This is a genomic window from Streptomyces sp. NPDC001153 (assembly GCF_053598315.1).
The window spans coordinates 190,137-206,201 of sequence record NZ_JBSFJZ010000005.1 but is presented as its reverse complement, the minus strand read 5'-3'; the positions used below and the strand labels follow the sequence as shown (position 1 = coordinate 206,201).

General features: G+C 74.0%; 15 protein-coding genes and 1 pseudogene. 7 read left to right on the top strand and 9 right to left on the bottom strand.

Going from position 1 to position 16,065, the window contains the following annotated elements:
* Positions 1 to 2: 2 nt before the first annotated feature.
* From ACWDEN_RS07705 to ACWDEN_RS07695, 3 genes and pseudogenes are all read right to left on the bottom strand, one after another.
* Positions 3 to 248 (bottom strand): hypothetical protein, encoded by a 246-nt coding sequence (locus ACWDEN_RS07705; RefSeq protein ID WP_228623721.1) that lies wholly within the window; start codon positions 246 to 248, stop codon positions 3 to 5.
* The gene (locus ACWDEN_RS07700; RefSeq protein ID WP_351618085.1) at positions 160 to 687 is read right to left on the bottom strand and encodes a hypothetical protein; all 528 of its coding nucleotides are present in this window, start codon (positions 685 to 687) and stop codon (positions 160 to 162) included. Before ACWDEN_RS07700 ends, ACWDEN_RS07705 begins: the two co-directional genes overlap by 89 nt.
* A 191-nt stretch (positions 688 to 878) precedes the next feature.
* Positions 879 to 1,494 (bottom strand): annotated as a pseudogene (locus tag ACWDEN_RS07695) (SDR family oxidoreductase).
* Between the two features lie 75 nt (positions 1,495 to 1,569).
* On the opposite strand from ACWDEN_RS07695, the gene ACWDEN_RS07690 reads away from it, so the two are divergent.
* Positions 1,570 to 2,613, top strand: a complete 1,044-nt coding sequence (locus ACWDEN_RS07690) for a PHP domain-containing protein (protein WP_351622843.1) — start codon at positions 1,570 to 1,572, stop codon at positions 2,611 to 2,613.
* A 331-nt stretch (positions 2,614 to 2,944) separates the two neighbouring features.
* On the opposite strand, the gene ACWDEN_RS07685 is transcribed toward ACWDEN_RS07690, so the two are convergent.
* Entirely contained in the window at positions 2,945 to 3,823 is an 879-nt protein-coding gene (locus tag ACWDEN_RS07685) for an alpha/beta fold hydrolase (protein WP_351622846.1), read from the bottom strand.
* A 178-nt stretch (positions 3,824 to 4,001) separates the two neighbouring features.
* Here ACWDEN_RS07685 and ACWDEN_RS07680 point away from each other — a divergent pair, with 178 nt between their 5' ends.
* Together ACWDEN_RS07680 and ACWDEN_RS07675 are read left to right on the top strand one after the other, a co-directional pair.
* On the top strand, positions 4,002 to 5,033 hold the full coding sequence (locus tag ACWDEN_RS07680; RefSeq protein WP_351622849.1) for an SDR family oxidoreductase: 1,032 nt from the start codon (positions 4,002 to 4,004) through the stop codon (positions 5,031 to 5,033).
* 33 nt (positions 5,034 to 5,066) lie between these two features.
* Positions 5,067 to 5,243, top strand: a complete 177-nt coding sequence (locus tag ACWDEN_RS07675; protein ID WP_351622852.1) for a hypothetical protein — start codon at positions 5,067 to 5,069, stop codon at positions 5,241 to 5,243.
* A gap of 31 nt (positions 5,244 to 5,274) precedes the next feature.
* On the opposite strand, the gene ACWDEN_RS07670 is transcribed toward ACWDEN_RS07675, so the two are convergent.
* Together ACWDEN_RS07670 and ACWDEN_RS07665 are read right to left on the bottom strand one after the other, a co-directional pair.
* Positions 5,275 to 6,564, bottom strand: a complete 1,290-nt coding sequence (locus ACWDEN_RS07670; protein ID WP_351622854.1) for an ROK family protein — start codon at positions 6,562 to 6,564, stop codon at positions 5,275 to 5,277.
* A 102-nt stretch (positions 6,565 to 6,666) separates the two neighbouring features.
* On the bottom strand, positions 6,667 to 9,843 hold the full coding sequence (locus ACWDEN_RS07665; protein ID WP_351622857.1) for a cytochrome P450: 3,177 nt from the start codon (positions 9,841 to 9,843) through the stop codon (positions 6,667 to 6,669).
* A 249-nt stretch (positions 9,844 to 10,092) separates the two neighbouring features.
* On the opposite strand from ACWDEN_RS07665, the gene ACWDEN_RS07660 reads away from it, so the two are divergent.
* Positions 10,093 to 10,734: a PAS domain S-box protein gene (locus tag ACWDEN_RS07660; protein ID WP_450857872.1), complete on the top strand. Its 642-nt coding sequence runs from the start codon at positions 10,093 to 10,095 to the stop codon at positions 10,732 to 10,734.
* A gap of 109 nt (positions 10,735 to 10,843) precedes the next feature.
* Here ACWDEN_RS07660 and ACWDEN_RS07655 read toward each other — a convergent pair whose 3' ends face one another.
* On the bottom strand, positions 10,844 to 11,797 hold the full coding sequence (locus tag ACWDEN_RS07655) for a DUF3626 domain-containing protein (protein ID WP_351605684.1): 954 nt from the start codon (positions 11,795 to 11,797) through the stop codon (positions 10,844 to 10,846).
* A gap of 102 nt (positions 11,798 to 11,899) precedes the next feature.
* On the opposite strand from ACWDEN_RS07655, the gene ACWDEN_RS07650 reads away from it, so the two are divergent.
* Entirely contained in the window at positions 11,900 to 12,394 is a 495-nt protein-coding gene (locus ACWDEN_RS07650) for an FBP domain-containing protein (protein ID WP_351605681.1), read from the top strand.
* 166 nt (positions 12,395 to 12,560) lie between these two features.
* On the opposite strand, the gene ACWDEN_RS07645 is transcribed toward ACWDEN_RS07650, so the two are convergent.
* Both ACWDEN_RS07645 and ACWDEN_RS07640 read right to left on the bottom strand, forming a co-directional pair.
* The gene (locus ACWDEN_RS07645) at positions 12,561 to 12,701 is read right to left on the bottom strand and encodes a hypothetical protein (protein ID WP_351605679.1); all 141 of its coding nucleotides are present in this window, start codon (positions 12,699 to 12,701) and stop codon (positions 12,561 to 12,563) included.
* 87 nt (positions 12,702 to 12,788) lie between these two features.
* A complete protein-coding gene (locus ACWDEN_RS07640; RefSeq protein ID WP_351605677.1) occupies positions 12,789 to 13,397 on the bottom strand; it encodes a TIGR03086 family metal-binding protein in 609 nt (202 codons plus the stop codon).
* A 155-nt stretch (positions 13,398 to 13,552) separates the two neighbouring features.
* Between ACWDEN_RS07640 and ACWDEN_RS07635 the strand changes: the two genes are divergently transcribed.
* Both ACWDEN_RS07635 and ACWDEN_RS07630 read left to right on the top strand, forming a co-directional pair.
* Positions 13,553 to 14,806, top strand: a complete 1,254-nt coding sequence (locus ACWDEN_RS07635; RefSeq protein ID WP_351605674.1) for an FUSC family protein — start codon at positions 13,553 to 13,555, stop codon at positions 14,804 to 14,806.
* A gap of 69 nt (positions 14,807 to 14,875) precedes the next feature.
* The gene (locus ACWDEN_RS07630; protein ID WP_450857868.1) at positions 14,876 to 15,925 is read left to right on the top strand and encodes a hypothetical protein; all 1,050 of its coding nucleotides are present in this window, start codon (positions 14,876 to 14,878) and stop codon (positions 15,923 to 15,925) included.
* The last annotated feature ends 140 nt before the right edge of the window (positions 15,926 to 16,065 follow it).

Below are 16,065 nucleotides of genomic sequence, written 5' to 3'. Positions count from 1 at the left end.
GCTCAGTGCAGCGTCCAGGTGTACTTGCCACCACCGACCCAGCGGACCATGTCGGGGTCGTCCAGGTCGTGGATGGTGATGCCGTACGAGGCGGCGGCCTCCAGTACGTCGGTGACGGTCCTGGCCTCACCGATGACCTGACCGTCGATCTCCATGATCCTAAAAGGCGGCTCGCCGGGCTTGCCGGGGCACACTCCGTGCACCAGGACCCGTGGATGGGAGATGTAGGGAGCTCCTTGTTCGGTCATGCAATAGAGCGTAGAACGCATCGCGTCCCGATGAGTCATCCACCGGAGCCGTCCAGAAGATCGAGAACCGCCGCCTCGACCATTCGGGCGCCCTGCCACCCCAGGTGCGGAAGTCCTTGGCGGTGACCTCGGCACCGGCCAGCCGGCGCGACGCCTCGTTGAGGTCGTCGCTGTGCGGGTCGCGCCAGAAGCCACCCACGCAGGAGGCGAGGAAGCGGTCGCCGCCGGGCAGGCGCCGCAACAGCGCCCGGGTGACGGCACGGACCTGTTCGAGGGCCCGGACCGTCTCCACGCCGCCCTTGGCCGCACAGCTGAAGGTGATCTCGCCCTGGCCGCAGCGGACGTGCTCGCGCAGCATGGTCGTCAGGCCGTACGTCTCACTGGAGCGCATGTGCCGGTCGCTGCCGCTACGGAAGAAGCCGAGGTCCAGCAGGCGCACCGCGCAGGCGGTGACCCGGGGCGGGCTCGGCCCGCGCCCCGCGAGGGGTCAGGGCCCGGATCCGGGTGAGCCGGCCGGAGCGGGTGAGGGGCCGGCCGGCGGTATCGGCGCAGCGGAAGCCCCGGCTACCGCCGCAACGGACGCGGCGGTAGCCGGGTCCGTCGCAGGAGCTGGTCCGCAGCCGCACGGTCTCAGGGCCGGCGCCAGTCGTCGGCGCTCAGGTGAGAGCCGGCCTGCGGGCCCATCCGCAGCATGCCGCCGTCGACGCTCCAGCACGCGCCGGTGACGTACGAGGCGTCCGGGCTCGCCAGAAAGGCGATGACGGCGGCGACCTCCGTGCGTCACCGGGTCGCCCGAGTGGCACGCCGGGCCGCCGCTCGGTGTGCACGTCGGTGTCCTCCTGGCCGGTCCTCGGCGTGGCGATCTCCCCCGGCGCGACCGCGTTCACGGTCCGCCCTTCACCGCACAGTACGGTGCCACGCCGACCCGGCACGTCGACGATCCGGCCCCCGTCGCCCTGCCGGATCGTGCGCCGGGCCGCGTGCTGCCCGCACAGGAACGGCCCGACGAGGTCGACGTCCAGGACCCGGCGTACGTCCGCGAGGGTCAGGTCGAGGAAGGGGTTCATGATGCCGGTACCGGCGTTGTCGACCAGGACGTCGAGGCGGCCCAGCCGGGCGACGGCGGCGCGGCGGCCCTTGCCGCGGACCTCCTCCGCCGTGCGTCCAGACCCGCCCCGGCCAGGCGTACGGCGGTGGCTCGGCCGATTCCGGAGTCCGCGCCCGTGACGATCGCTGCGCCGGGCATGGCCGGCCTCCGCAGCTTGCCTGGGCTTCGCAGTTCCCCGCGCCCCTTCGGAGCGTCTGAGGGAACCTTGGGTGCATGGATCCCGTGGCTGCTCTCGACCGGATCGCCTTTCTGCTGGAGCGGTCGCTCGCGCCCACCTATCGGGTGAAGGCCTTCCGGACCGCCTCGCGGACGTTGGCCGTCCTGCCCGCGGACGAGGTTTCCGAGCGGGCGGCGGCCGGGACGCTGGAGGCGCTCAAGGGGGTCGGGCCCAAGACCGCGCAGGTGGTGCGGGAGGCGTTGGCCGGGGAGGTGCCGGGGTATCTGCGGAAGCTGGAGGAGGAGGCCGGGGCGTCGGTCGGGGCGGAGGGCGCCGGGGCGGAGTTGCGGGAGCTGGTCCGGGGGGACTGTCACACCCATTCGGACTGGTCCGACGGAGGGAGCCCGATCGAGGAGATGGGGCGGGCGGCGGCCGAGCTCGGACACGAGTGGACCGCTCTGACCGACCACTCCCCCCGGCTGACGGTGGCCCGCGGCCTGTCGCCGGAGCGGTTGCGGGAGCAGCTGGAGCTGGTGGCGGAGCTGAACGCGCGGTGGGCGCCGTTCCGGCTGCTCACCGGTATCGAGTGCGACATCCTCGAGGACGGCTCGCTGGACCAGGAGCCGGAGCTGCTCGAGCGGCTGGACGTGGTCGTGGTGTCGGTGCACTCCAAGCTGCGGATGGACGCCCGCTCGATGACCCGCCGGATGGTGGCCGCCGTACGCCATCCGCACGCCGATGTGCTGGGGCACTGCACGGGCCGGCTGGTGACGGGCCGGGGGCGGCCGGAGTCGGAGTTCGACGCGGACGCGGTGTTCGCGGCCTGCGCCGAGTCCGGTACGGCGGTGGAGATCAACAGCCGTCCCGAGCGGCTGGACCCGCCCCGCCGGCTGCTGCGCCGGGCCGTGGAGGCGGGGGTGCTGTTCGCCGTCGACACCGATGCGCACGCGCCCGGCCAGCTCGACTGGCAGATCCTCGGCTGCGCCCGGGCCGAGGAGTGCGGGGTGCCCGCCGAGCGGGTGGTGACCACCTGGTCCGCCGACGAGCTGCTGGCCTGGACCCGGGAGGGCCGGGTCCCGGCGCGCGTGGCGGGTTCCTGACCCGCCCGGCGTGGCATCCGGCGCGCAGCGTGAGCCAGGAGGGGGCAGACCTGCTCGAAGGGCTCGACGGGAGGCCACTGGCGTGAGCATCATGGGAGGTGGTACACGTCACATGGCCCGCCGGAACACCACGGGATGGTTGTTCGTTGAACCGGCCGTGGGTACGGATGGGACAGTGTCCCCGGGCCTCACCTTCTGCCCACAGGGACGATCGTTCGGCTGAAGCCCTGTGGAGCCCTTCGCCGAGAGGCGACCGCCGTCCGTGCCCACCACCTGACCGCCCCGGTCGTGAATCCCCCGTCACGGCCGGGGCTCTTTCGTGTGCACCGGTTCACCGGCCGGCCGCTCCGACGCCCACCTGCTCACCGGTGCGCACGGCCCCGTCCTCGATGAACTCCCGCAGGTCGGCCGTGAGCCGGGCGGCGTGCGTGGCGAACAGCCCGTGGCCGCCGTTCTCGTACATCTTCAGGACGGCGCCCGGCAGCAGCCGGGCCAGGCGTTCACCGGTGAGTGCCGACGGCGCGGAGGTGTCGTGGGTGCCGTGCACCACCAGCACCGGGAGGTCCAGCGCGGGCAGCTCGGCGGCGAGGTCCAGCGCGGCGACGACGGCCCGGACCGCGGTCGCGGCGCGGGGCGTGGCGACCAGGCAGCGGTCGATCAGATAGCGGACGTAGGCCGGGGAGACGTCGTTGCCGGGCTGCTGGACGGCGAAGAAGTCGTCCGCGAAGCGCGTGAACCAGGCGGCCCGGTCACGACGGAAGGACTCCTCGTCGGCGCGTACGGCCGCGGGGTCGATGCCCTCCGGGAGGTTCGGCGAGCGGACCAGGCCGGGGCTGACGCCGGCGACGAGGGCGGCGCGGGCCACGCGCGCGGTGCCGTGCCGGGTGAGGCAGCGGATCACCTCGGCGGTGCCGACGGAGTGCCCGACGAGGGCGACCTCGCGCAGGTCGAGGTGGTCGAGCAGGCCGTGGAGGTCGTCGGCGAGGGTGTCGAGGTCGTATCCGTTCCAGGTGTCCTCGGAGCGGCCGTGTCCCCGCCGGTCCAGCGCCACGCAGCGGAATCCGGCCTCCGCGAGCGGCAGCGTCTGGTACTCCCACATCTCCTGGCCGAGGTAGGCGCTGGCCACGAAGACGGCGACCGGGCCGGTGGCCGGGCCGTGGTCGGTGTAGTGCAGGCGGGCGCCGTCGACCGGGCTGTCGAAGTACGGCATGGGGTGCCTCCTCGGCGGTGGGGAGCTGGTGCGACGCCGCTGCGTCGCGCTGACGTCCTCGATACTCTCCGGATCCGGCGCACCGGTCGATTACCTGTCGCGTCATGGCCGGGTGTGCGCGCGCCCGGGCCCGGGTACCCGGCCGGTCTCCCGGAGCGTGGGCCGAGAGGAGCCGAAGGTGAGCGGCGCAGCGGGCAGCAGGGTCGTGGTCACGGGTGCCACCGGCAATGTCGGCACGAGTGTGGTGCGGTTGCTCTCGGAGGACCCGGAGATCAAGTCGGTGCGCGGACTGGCCCGGCGTACGCCGGCCTGGTCGCCGCCGAAGACCGAGTGGTCCGCGGCCGACATCGCCTCCGAACAGGCGAACCTCGCCGAGCGCTTCGAGGGCGCCGACGCCGTCGTCCATCTGGCCTGGGCGTTCCGGCCGACGCACGATCCGGCGGTCACCTGGCGGACCAATGTGCTCGGCGGCATCCGGGTGTTCGAGGCGGTCGCCGCGGCGCGGGTGCCGGTGCTGGTGCACGCCTCGTCCGTGGGCGCGTACTCACCCGGCCCCAAGGACCGCGCGGTGGACGAGTCCTGGCCGACGCACGGCTGGCCGGACGCCGCCTACTGCCGGGAGAAGGCCTATCTGGAGCGCTCCCTGGACGTGTTCGAGCGGGACCACCCCGAGGTGCGGGTGGTGCGGATGCGCCCGGCGTTCCTGTTCAAGTGGCAGTCGGCGAGCGAGCAGCGGCGGATCTTCGGCGGGCGTTTCCTGCCGGGTCCGCTGGCCCGGCCGGAGCTGCTGCCGTTCCTGCCGGACATCCAGGGGCTCAGGGTGCAGGCGCTGCACACGGACGACGCCGCCCAGGCCTACCGGCTCGCCGTGCACCCGGACGGCGCGCGGGGCGCCTTCAACCTCGCCGCGGACCCGCCGCTCGACGCCGGCGTGCTCGCCGAGCTGCTGGGCAGCCGCCCGGTGCGGCTGCCGCGTACGGCGGCCCGGTCGGCGATCGCCGCGGCCTGGGGGCTGCATCTGCTGCCGGCCTCACCGCAGCTGTTCGACGCCGTGCTGCGGCTGCCGCTGATGGACTGCGGCCGGGCGCGCACCGAGCTGGGCTGGCGGCCGCGGCGTACGGCGACCGGGGTGGTGCAGGAGTTCCTCGACGGCCTGCAGAGGGGCGGAGGGATGGACACCGAGCCGTTGCGCGGGCGCAAGGTCGGCTGATCCGCCGCGCGCCCGGGCCGAGGGGAGTACGCCATGGCCGCACAACGAGAGCCGGAGCCGGACCGTGACACGAGCCCGGTCCCGAGGGACATGCCCGACCAGCAGGCGGGCGCCGGCGAGGACCCGTGGGAGGTCGGGCCGGACAAGCCGCGCGAGCACGAGGTGACTCCGGCGGAGGACGCGCCTGACGCGGACGAACCGCCGGCCTGAGCGGTCCCGGCGCCTTCGCAGCACCGGTCGTTCAGCGCGGCGCCCGCTCCCGGAGCGCCGCTCGCCACGCCGGCAGGCGGCCCTCGGTGACCGGCTCCGGGCGGCGGCCGCCGCTGGTGAAGAAGTCGGCCAGCGGCAGGATGGCCGCGCCGACGGTGACCGCGTCCGGGCCGAGCCGGCCGAGGTCGATGGTGACCTTGTCGGCCGGATGACGCAGCGCGTACGTCGCCGCGTGCCGCCGTACGGCCGGCAGGAAGCGGGCGCCCAGCTGGAGCCCGGCCCAGCCGCCGATGAGGATCCGCTCGGGCTGGAAGAGGTTGATCAGGTCGGACAGGCCGGCGCCGACGTACTCGGCGGTCTCCTCGAGGACGGCCAGCGCGACGGGGTCGTGCTCGGCGCCCTCGGCCGGATACGCGGCGGCGAGCATCGCGGTGAGCGCCGTCTCCTCGTCGGTGCCCTCGGGCGGCCGTCCGCCCTCCTCGCGCCAGCGGTCGAGCAGAGACTCGGCGCCCGCGTAGGCCTCCAGGCAGCCCGGCGCGCCACAGCGGCAGCGGCGCCCGCGCACCCGCACGGTCAGGTGCCCCCACTCCACCGCCCGCCCGTGCTCCACCTCGGGGGTGACCACGCAGGCGCCGACGCCGGAGCCGAAGAGCACGACCACGGCGTTGCGGGCGCCGCGTCCCGCGCCGAACCACATCTCCGCCTGGCCCAGCGTCTTGGCGCCGTTGTCGATGAAGTACGGGATCCCGTCCGGGAGCCGGGAGGAGGAGCGGAGCAGCCGTTCCAGCGGGACGGCGTCCCAGCCGATGGTCTGCCCGTGGACGACGGCGCCCTGCTCCGGGGTGTGCTCGACGATGCCGGGGACGCCGACTCCGACGCCGAGCAGCCGCTCGGGCACGGCCTGTTCGACGCCGAGGACCTCGGCGATGCCGTCGCGGATGTGGCCGGCGATCACCTCGGCGTCGTAGCCCTGCGGGGCCAGCCGGTGTTCGGTGCGGGCGAGTTCGGTCAGGGCCAGGTCGAACAGCTCGACCCGGACGCGGGTTTCGCCGACGTCGACGCCGATCATCTGTCCGCTGTCCGGGGCGACGCGCAGCAGGGTGCGGGGCCGGCCGCCGTCGGAGTCGACGCTGCCGGCCTCCTCGACCAGACCGTCCGAGATCAGGTCGGCGACCACGTTGCTGACCGAGCCGGAGCTCAGGCCGGTGGCCGGGCCCAGCTCGAAGCGGCTGAGGGGGCCGTCGAAGTACAGCTTCTGCAGCACCGCCGTGCGGTTGCCCCGCCTGAGGTCGCGTACCGTGCGCCCATTACGCCCCGCCATGCCGCTCCCTTCACGAACCCTTCCCGACCTGCAACATACCCCTTCGGACAGGCGGAACGCGAGATTCTCCCAACCCTTAGTTCACGATCTGAGCAAAGCGGCTCACCCCGCGGCGTACACGTCCTCCACGTAACGCCCCTCGGCCACCAGCGAGTCGAGCAGGCGCCCGGCCGCCGCCTCGTCGTCATCCGGCGTCCGTTCCCGGTACAGCGTGCGGAAGGCCTCGCGGACGCCGGGGGCCATCCGGGCGCCGTCGCCGCAGACGTACACCCGGGCGCCGGCGTCCAGCAAGGCGCGGACCTCGTCGGCCTCGGCGGCGATGCGGTGCTGCACGAAGGCGGCCCCGTTCTCGGGCGCGGCGCTGAAGGCCGGACGCAGCGAGACCGCGCCGGCCTCCTCGGCGGCCCGCAGCTCCGCGGCGTGCAGGAAGTCGGCGTCGGGGGCGTCGCAGCCGAAGTAGAGCAGCGCGGGCGGGAGCTCGGCGCCCGCGGCACGGGCCGCGACCCGGTCGGCGACGGCGCCGCGGAACGGGGCGAGTCCGGTGCCGGCGGCGACCATCACGACGGGTGCCGAGCCGTCGATCCGGAAGGCCTCGCGGCAGGGCTGGACGCGGGCGTACACGGTGTCGCCGGGCCGGAGGGTCGCCAGGTGGCCGGAGCCGGTGCCCCGGTGGCGGCCCTTCCCGGAGCGGGCGGGGGCGTCGAGGACGGAGACCATGAGGTCCACGTGGCGGGCGTCGACGACCGGCGAGGAGGACACCGAGTAGGTGCGGGGCCGCAGCGGGGGCAGCAGGTCGAGCAGGAGCGGCCAGCCGAGGGCGCCGCGCAGGGCGGGGTGGTCCTCGGCGAGTTCGACGAGGGTGCGCGGATCGTCGCCCGTCAGGGCGGCCAGGGCGGCGCGCTCGGGCGGGCAGGGGTTGGCCTCGGCGAGCAGGGCCAGCTGCCGTGCCGTCGGCCGCTGTTGCAGCTCGACGTGGTGGGTGAGGAGTTGCCGCACGGTGAGCGGGCGGTCCACGGCGAGGCCGTCGCGGCGCGGGCGGGTGGCCCGGATCTCCAGGACGGCGTCGGGCTCGAGGCCGAACGCGGCGACGGCGCGGTCCACCAGGTCCGGGGCGTTGGCGGGCAGCACGGTCAGATGGTCGGCGGTGCGGTAGGTGACGCCCTCGGGCAGCGCGATGCGCAGGAACCGCTTGGTGCGCGGGTATGCGGGGGCGGTGAGGTCGTACGCCTCGGTGACGGTCATCGGGACCAGCTCGTGCCGGGCGGCGAGGGCGTCCAGCGGGCCACCGGTCAGGGTGCGGACCTCGTACGCCGTCGTGGGCTCCGCCTCCCGGGTACCGGCGTCGGGGTCGCCGTACTCCGTCAGCAGCGCGGTGCGCAGCCGGGCCGTGAACTCCCGGACCCTGCCGGTGAGATCGCCGGAGGCGTCGGCGGCGGCCCGGTCGGTCAGGCGGGTGGCGCCGAGCTCGGCGAGGCGGGCGTCGACGCGGGTGGGAACCTGCTGGTAGGTGGCGGACCAGTTGCGGTCACCGACGCCGAGGACGGCGTAGGTCACGCCGGTCAGGTCGGGGGTGCCGTCGAGCCAGGCGGTGAACGCGCGGGCGTCGTCGGTGGGGTGGCCGTTGTAGGAGGCGGCGGTGATGACGACCACTCGGTCCGTGGGCAGTCCGTCCGCGTACGCGTCCAGCGCGGCGACCTCGGTGGCGCAGCCGACGGCGGCGGCCTCGTCGGCGAGCTGGGCGGCGAAGGCGCGGCAGGTGCCGTAGTTGCTGCCGTGCAGGAAGAGGACGCCGGTGCCGGGGCGGACCCGGGCGGGCAGCGTGTCCGGGGCCGGGCCCGTGTCGGCTCGCGCGGGGATGCCGCCCGGCAGCGGGGTGTGCACGCGGTCGGCGGGGGTGCGCGGGCTCAGCGTGAGGGTGAAGCCCTCGGGCTTGAGGGTGAGGGTCTCCTTCACGGTGAGCCGGTAGTCGGCGTGGTCGTGCAGCCGGTACCGGTGGACCAGCATGGCGAGCAGCATGGTCGCCTCATGCAGTGCGAACTGCCGCCCGATGCAGGCGCGTTCGCCGGTGCCGAAGGGCTTGAAGGCGTGCACCGGGCGGGCCGCCTCCGCCTCGGCGGTGAACCGCTCGGGGTCGAACAGCTCCGGGTTGTCGCCCCACACGGGCTGCCGGTGCAGCATCGGGGTGAGCACGGTGACGGCCTGGCCCGCGGCGAGCGGGATCCGGCCGCCGAGCAGGGTGTCCTCGCGGGCGTGCCGGCCGAAGGCGGCGGCCGTCGGCCACAGCCTGAGGGCCTCGTTCAGCACCTGGCGGGTGTAGGTGAGCCGGCCGATGTCGTCGTACGAGGGCTCCGGGTCGGCCGCGCCGCCCCACAGCGCGTCGGTCTCGCGCTGCACCAGCCGCAGCACGGCGGGGTGCTTGGCGAGGTAGTACAGGGCGAAGGACATCGCGCCGGAGGTGGTCTCGTGGCCGGCGATGAGGAAGGTGATGACCTGGTTGCGGATGTTGGCGGCGTCCAGGGTGGTGCCGTCGGCGGGGTGCGGCGCGCTGAGCATCAGCCCGAGCAGGTCCTCGGCGCCGCTCTGGTCGGTGCCGGTGCGGGAGGCGATGACGTCGTCGACGACCTTCGCGAGGTGGTCGGCGTCGGCCCGGAAGGCCGCGTCGGCGGCGGAGTGGTCCTGGCCCGGGGTGCGGGCGAGCCGGTGCATGCTCCACTCCAGGCAGCGGACCATCGACTCCACGAAGGGGTGCGGCTCGACGCGCTCGAAGGAGCCGAAGTCGTAGCCGAAACCGGCGAGGCCGATGGTGTCGAGGGTCATCCGGGTCATGTCGTCCGGCACGTTCACGGCCTGCCCGTCGCGGGCCGCGCGGTCCCAGGAGCCGATGAGCCGGCGGGCCACCTCGAGCATCACCGGGTGGTAGGTGCGCATCGAGCCGAGCGCGAAGGCGGGCATCAGGATGTCGTGCGCCTTGGCCCAGTTGGGTTCGTCGTTGTACGCCGTGAACAGACCGTCGGCGGCGAAAGAGCGCACGTTCTCCAGCGCGGGCCCGACGTGCTTGGCGAACCGCTCCTCGTCGGCGAGGTCCGCGACCAGGTCGGCGTCGGCGACGAACAGCACGTCCCGGCCGTGCAGCCTGCGCACGAGCACCGGGCCGTGGGTGCGCATCAGGTCCATGACCTGCTGGAGGGGGGTGTGGCCGGGACCGGTGGCGGTGATGTCGACGACGGGGACGCCGGGCAGGGTACCGGCGGGGTCGGGGTGCAGTGCGGTGGGGGACATGGCGCGACAACTGCCTTTCGCGGTAACGGAGTACTCGCGGTAACCGAGTACTGCGTTCCAGGGTGGGCGAGCGGCGGTGCGGGTCCGTGCTCCGGCACTACACGATCGCGCAGTCAAATCTCGGTCGCGGGCCTTGCGCCGAGCGGGCCCCACGGTCTCGGCAACGCGCACCGGGGCCGCACGGTTTGCCGCTGACCTGGATCTTCGTCTTGTATGAGGACGTGGCTCGGCACTTCGCGGGAGGTGGGCATGGACCTGGGGCGGGCCGACGGGGTCGTATGGCGCAACCGGGCCCTGGTGCTCTTCGACCGGGTGGCGGTGCCGGTCGCCGTGTGCGATGTGTACGGCCTGGTGGTGCTGGCCAACCCCGCGATGGCGGCGGAGTGCGGTACGACGCCGGGGCGGCTGCGCGGCCGGGACGTGCTGGAGCTGTTCCGGCCGCAGGAGGCCACGCAGGTGGAGCGGATCGCCGAGGCGCTGCGGCTGCGGCACCGCTCGCGCTACCAGGTGTCGGTGCGCTGGCGGGCACCGGGCGGCGCCGAGCGGTTCGGGGAGCTGACGGCGGACCCCGTCAGCGACAGCGTGGACGAGACACCGGCCCTGCTGGTGATGCTGCGGGTGCGGGGCGAGAGGGCGGCGCCCGAGCCGGAGCCGGCGCGGGTCACTCCGGTGGAGGGCCGTGTGCTGGCCCTGCTCGCGGGCGGCGCCACCACGGCCGGCGCCGCCCGCGAGCTGGGCCTCAGCAAGGACGGCGTCACCTACCACCTACGGCGCCTGTCGGCCCGCTGGAACGCCGCCAACCGCACCGAACTGGTCGCCCGCGCTTACGCGTTGGGCGTCCTGAGGCCGGGGGTGTGGCCGCCGGAGGCAAGGACGTCGGAGGCGGGGTAGGGCGAGCGTCCGGTTCGGCGGAGACCGGGCCGGGACAGGCGTACACCGGAACCGGCCGACCGTGTCGGCTGAGGTCACGGTCGGCCCCCCTGCCGTGCCGCCGGGCCGACTACGCCGTGCCGGACGGCACCACAGCCGATGGCGCCTCGCCCGGAGAGGCCGTACTCGTCCTGCGGCCGGTGCCGTCGGAAGGGGCCAGAGCCCGGTACGCCGTGCCCGCGCCCTCCGGGGCGCCGAAGCGGGCCAGGGTGTGCCAGACCATCTTCAGGTCCTGGAGCTCGTGGCGGCCGGTGCGGGCCGCGTCGCCGATGATGCGCGGGGTGAGCAGGCCGCGCTCGGCGATCAGCGCGCCGAGGTCGGCGTACTCCGGGCCCCGGTAGTCGGCGTGGCGGCGCAGTGCGGTGACGGTGAGCCGGTAGCCGGGGTGCCACTCCAGCGGGAAGGGCAGGTGCCGGGCCGCCGTCTCGACCGGGGTGCCGCGGTAGCTCGCGTCGAGCACGAGGGCCTCCACGTCCCGGGCGAGCAGCACACCGCCGTGCACATGGCTCTCGACGTAGTCGTTGAGGGGATCCTGCTCGTCCGCGTCCGCGAGCGCGATCAGCGGCATCGCCGGGGCCACGCCGAAGTCGGTGGGCTCGGCCGCGCTGTCCGGATAGCAGAAGGTGGCGCGGTCCAGGACCGGGCCGGCCAGCCTGAGATGCGAGGAGCCGAAGCGCGGGGCCGCGCCGACGACCTGGTCACGGAAGTTGAGGGCGCCGTACAGCGGGCGCTCGACCGGGGGCGCATCGTCGTAGGCGCCGCCGAAGATCCGGCTCTCCCAGCGCGTCCGGTCGCCTCCCGGGTGCGCGGTGAGACCGCCGTTGCTGGTGCCGGTGACGAACTGCGAGTGGTACGCGCCGTCCCGGGCCAGCGCCTGGAGGATCGGCAGTCCGCCGGAGACGCGGTCGGGGTGGAAGTTGAGGGTGATGCGCAGACCGGGGTCGAGCGGTGGGCCGTTCACCCCGGTGGCGACATGGTCCAGCGCCCGTCGGGCGTGCGGCGGCAACCCCTGCCGGAAATCCATTGGCCCACCCTCCCCTTGACTACCTAGGCTAGTCGTGAACCTAGACCTATTAGGTTCACGGACCACCAGGTTCACGGCACCGAATCCGGAAGGACTCCCCCCATGAGATCTCTCACCGAGCAGGACATCCGCAACTCCTTTGTCAACTGCTCCAAGGGGGAGGCCAAACGGCTGGCGGTGCCGCGGGATCTCGGCGAACGCCCGTGGGACGACCTGGACTTTCTCGGCTGGCGGGATCCGGGGGCGCCCGACCGCAGCTATCTGGTCACCGAACGGGACGACCGGCTCGTCGGCGTCGCGCTCCGCTTCCAGGCCTCTCAGCGCGGGTTTCTGCACCGCAGCATGTGCTCGGTGTGTCTGACCACACATCCCGGCGGCGGGGTGACGCTGATGGCTGCGCGCAAGGCGGGGGCGGCGGGCCGCGAGGGCAACTCGGTCGGCCTGTACATGTGCACCGATCTGGCGTGTTCGCTGTATGTGCGGGGCAAGAAGGTGCCGGAGTCCGGCATGCGGTTGGAGGAGAGCCTGACGACGGAGGAGCAGATCGTCCGGACGACGGGCAATCTGCACGCGTTCGTCGACAAGCTGTATGCCTGACGGTGCCGTCTCGCGAAAGCCGGGGTGCGCAGCCGGGCGGCCGCCACCCGGTGGAGGCGGATCAACAGGTCGTGGCCGCGGGCGAGGGCGAGGGCGACGAAGCGGTGGACGGCGCCGTCCGTGCCGGTGGCGTTGAAGGTGCCCCGGTCGACGGTCAGGCCCGCGCTCACCCACCTCGCCGCCACTCCAGCACGTTCGCGACCGTCGTCCGGTCGCGGTGGCCCATGCTCGCGGCGAGCCGGGAGGGCTCGTCGAAGTCGCAGGCGTACCGGCGGGCCGGCTGTTCCACCGTGGTGACCTTCCGCACGGCCGGCCATGTACCGGCCGCCGCCCCGGGCCACCCGCCGGCCCACCCCGTCACGACACCGAGGCACCCACGCGAGAGGCTCTCCCGTCAGGACTCCGGACGCGCCCACTCCGGGTCCCGGCCGAGGAAGGCGAGCAGGGCCGCCGCCTCGTTCTGGGGGCCGTGGGATGTGAGGGCGGGCGCGAACACGCCGTACTCGCGCAGCCGTGGGACCAGCTGGTCGGCGGTCGGCCGGAGGGCAGCCGCCAGCGCCGGTGTGAGTGGCCGGTTCTGACCGGTGGCGACGGCGATGTCCCAGGCGTGCACGGCGGCGTCCAGCGCGCCCGCACCGGCGGCCAGCGGCAGGGGCAGCGGGCCCAGCGGCGTCGGCACGGATCCGGCGTCGGCGGGCAGCCCCGCATAGGCGTCGGCCACGGCGTCCAGGACCTTGTCCAGCTCGGCCGTCGGATCGCCGTGCAGGGCGTCGGCCGGCTGGAACGGGTCCTCGCCCGGCCGGCCGGCGGTGAGCGCGAGGCCGTAGGCCTGCTGGTCGATCCGCGCGTGGTTGAGCACCTGCCGAACGGTCCACTCGGAGCACGGCGTCGGCCTGCCCCAGGCCTCCTCCGGCACCCCGGCGACCACCTCGCGCAGACAGGCGTGCGCCTGCCGGAGCAGCTCGACGCCCTCGGGCTCGCCCGCGCCCTTGTTCTCCCCCATGCCGACCCCTTCCCTGGCGGTTCGACGGCCTCCCGACCGCCGCTCGAATGTGGCGGCTTCTCAACCGCCGGGATCACTGTACGAACCCTTGCGGACAGGAACGGTCCGCAATCCCGGACGTTCGATCCGCCCGAGGAACGGGAACAGGCCAAGCGATGCACGACGTACCGAAGTGGTCCACGGGACTGCGGCGTCTGCTGGAGCGCCGCCGGGAGCCGGTGGTCGTCCAGACGCTGCGGTCGGCGACGGCTGCGACGATCGCCTACGTCATCGCCCTGCGGCTGAGCCCCGAGCCGGCCCCGCTGACCGCGCCGCTGACGGCGCTGCTGGTCGTCCAGGTGACCTTCTACGCCACCCTGACCAACGGCATCCGCCGGGTGAACTCGGTGGTCGCCGGCGTGCTGGTGGCGATCGCCTTCAGCGTGCTGGTGGGGCTGACCTGGTGGAGCCTCGCCCTGCTGATCGTGGCCTCGCTGGCCGTCGGGCACCTGGTCCGGGTCGACGAGTACGTGGCCGAGGTGGCGATCAGCGCCATGCTGGTCCTCGGGGTCACCACCGTCGGGTTCACCGCCTGGGCGCGCATCGTGGAGACGCTGATCGGCGCGGTCGTCGGCACGGCCTGCAATCTTCTGCTCCCGCCCCCGGTGTGGGTGGACGAGGCGGGCCGCTCGATCGATGACCTGGCGCGCCGGATGCGGCAGTTGATGCTGCGGATGGGCGAGGAGGCCGCGGGCCGGATCCCCTGGGAGCGGGCGGCCGAGCGGCTGCACGAGGCAAGGCAGCTGGACCAGCACATCACCCAGGTGGACGCGTCCCTCAGGCAGGCCGAGGACAGCCTGCGGCTCAATCCTCGGGTCAAGGAGGGGCTGCTGCACCGGGTGGTGCTGCGCACCGGCCTGGACACGCTGGAGATCTGCACGGTGGTGCTGCGGGTGCTGGCCCGTACCTTCACGGACCTGGCCAAGGTCCGCGGGACCGAGGAACTGTTCCCGCCCCGGGTCGGGGCGACCGTGGAACAGCTGCTGTCGGAGATGGCCGACGCGGTGGTCAGTTTCGCGGTCCTGGTCACCACGCATCTGAGCGAGAACGCCGAGTCGGCGGAGGCCCGGCTGTCCGCCGAGCTGCAGACGGCGGCCGGCACCCGGGACCGGCTGGCCGAGCTGCTCCGGGAGGAGATCGGCCAGGACTGGGCGAACTGGCAGCTGCTCGGCGCCGTCCTGACCGAGACGACGCGGATCATCGACGAGCTGAACACCGAGCACCGCACCCGGCGCCTGTTCGAGGAGCTGGACCGGGTCTCCCAGAGGCAGCGGGCGAAGCTGCCCCGGATGACCCGGATGCGCGAACGGCTCGGGGTGCAGGAGGAGCTGTGGCGGAACCGTGCGGGGTTCGGTGAGCGTTCTTGGTGAGGAGGGCGCCGGGCAGGGCGCGGCGCGAAGGGTGCCGGGAGCCCGGCACGGATGCGAGGGGGCGACCGGATGGCCGGTTCCGGGGTGCGGATCGAAGGGAACACACTGCGGTTGCCCGGCGGGGTGGCGGTGCGGTTCATCCGCACACTGCGGCTGCCGGAGACGGGCACGCATCCGCTGCCGCCCGGGCTGGGCGAGTTCCCCGTCCGGCGGGTCTCGGACCATCCGGACACCGTCCCGGCCGAGTGGCGGGCGCGCGGTGGGGTGATGCTGCCGGTGTATCTGCGCGAGGCGATGTGGCTGAGCTTCTCCGGCACGACGGAGCCCGCGGCGCTCCAGGTCGGGGTCGGCAAGGTGTGCGCGGTGTCCGGCCGGCCCTGGAGCGACCGGCTCGCCCGGGACCCGCAGAACTACGTCGTACTGCCCCGCCAGCCCTGGCTGGACGGCGTGAACTCCGGCAAGGGCACCGTCCGCCAGTTCGTCGCCGTGCCGCTCGGTCTCGGCGCGACGGTGGAGGGGCAGGTCACCGGCGAGGAGGTGTGGGGCGGGGTACAGCTGCAGTCCTTCCCGCTGCGGGAGCCGCTGCTGTCCGAGTGGCGGCGCCGTGAGCGGGAGCGGGAGGAGGCGCGGCGCAGGGCCCTGGCGGCTGCGCCGACGGGCGGGTACGGGGCGCCGATGATGGCGTCCGCGCCCGGGGCGATGCCGTCTCCCGCGGCCCCGGGCGGGGCGCCCCGGGGCGCCGCCATGGGCCTCGGCGTCGGCGGCTCGATGCGCCAGGAGGTGTACCGGGACGAGCGGCCACTGACGGACTGGTCCGAGGAGCCCGCCGGGCGCGTGTTCGTGCACCTGGTCACGCCGCCGGAGTGGCGGCGCATCACCGGCGAGGCGCCCCCGCCGTCGCCGGTCGACCGGGCGGCGTACACCCGGGCGGGCCTGCCCTGGTACGACTACTACGACGCCGATGCCCAGGATCTGGCCCCGACGGACACTCTCGGCGCCGTCAAGCCGGTCGGCGAGTGGCTCGGGGACGACCTGGACCCGTGGCAGGCGCCGTCCGCCGATCAGGTGACCCCGCTGAAGGACGCGCCGGGCAAGCCGGTCGAGGACGGCGAGTGGTAAGCAGCGTTGCATGGCACGCAACACCCGTTGCCGTGCTTGCCCTTCGCGGTCATCAGGGGCCAAGGTGGCTGTCACGACCGGGGCGAGCGACCACCTGAGGTGCTGCGTGGACACGGACGACGAGCCGGTGCCGGTGAACG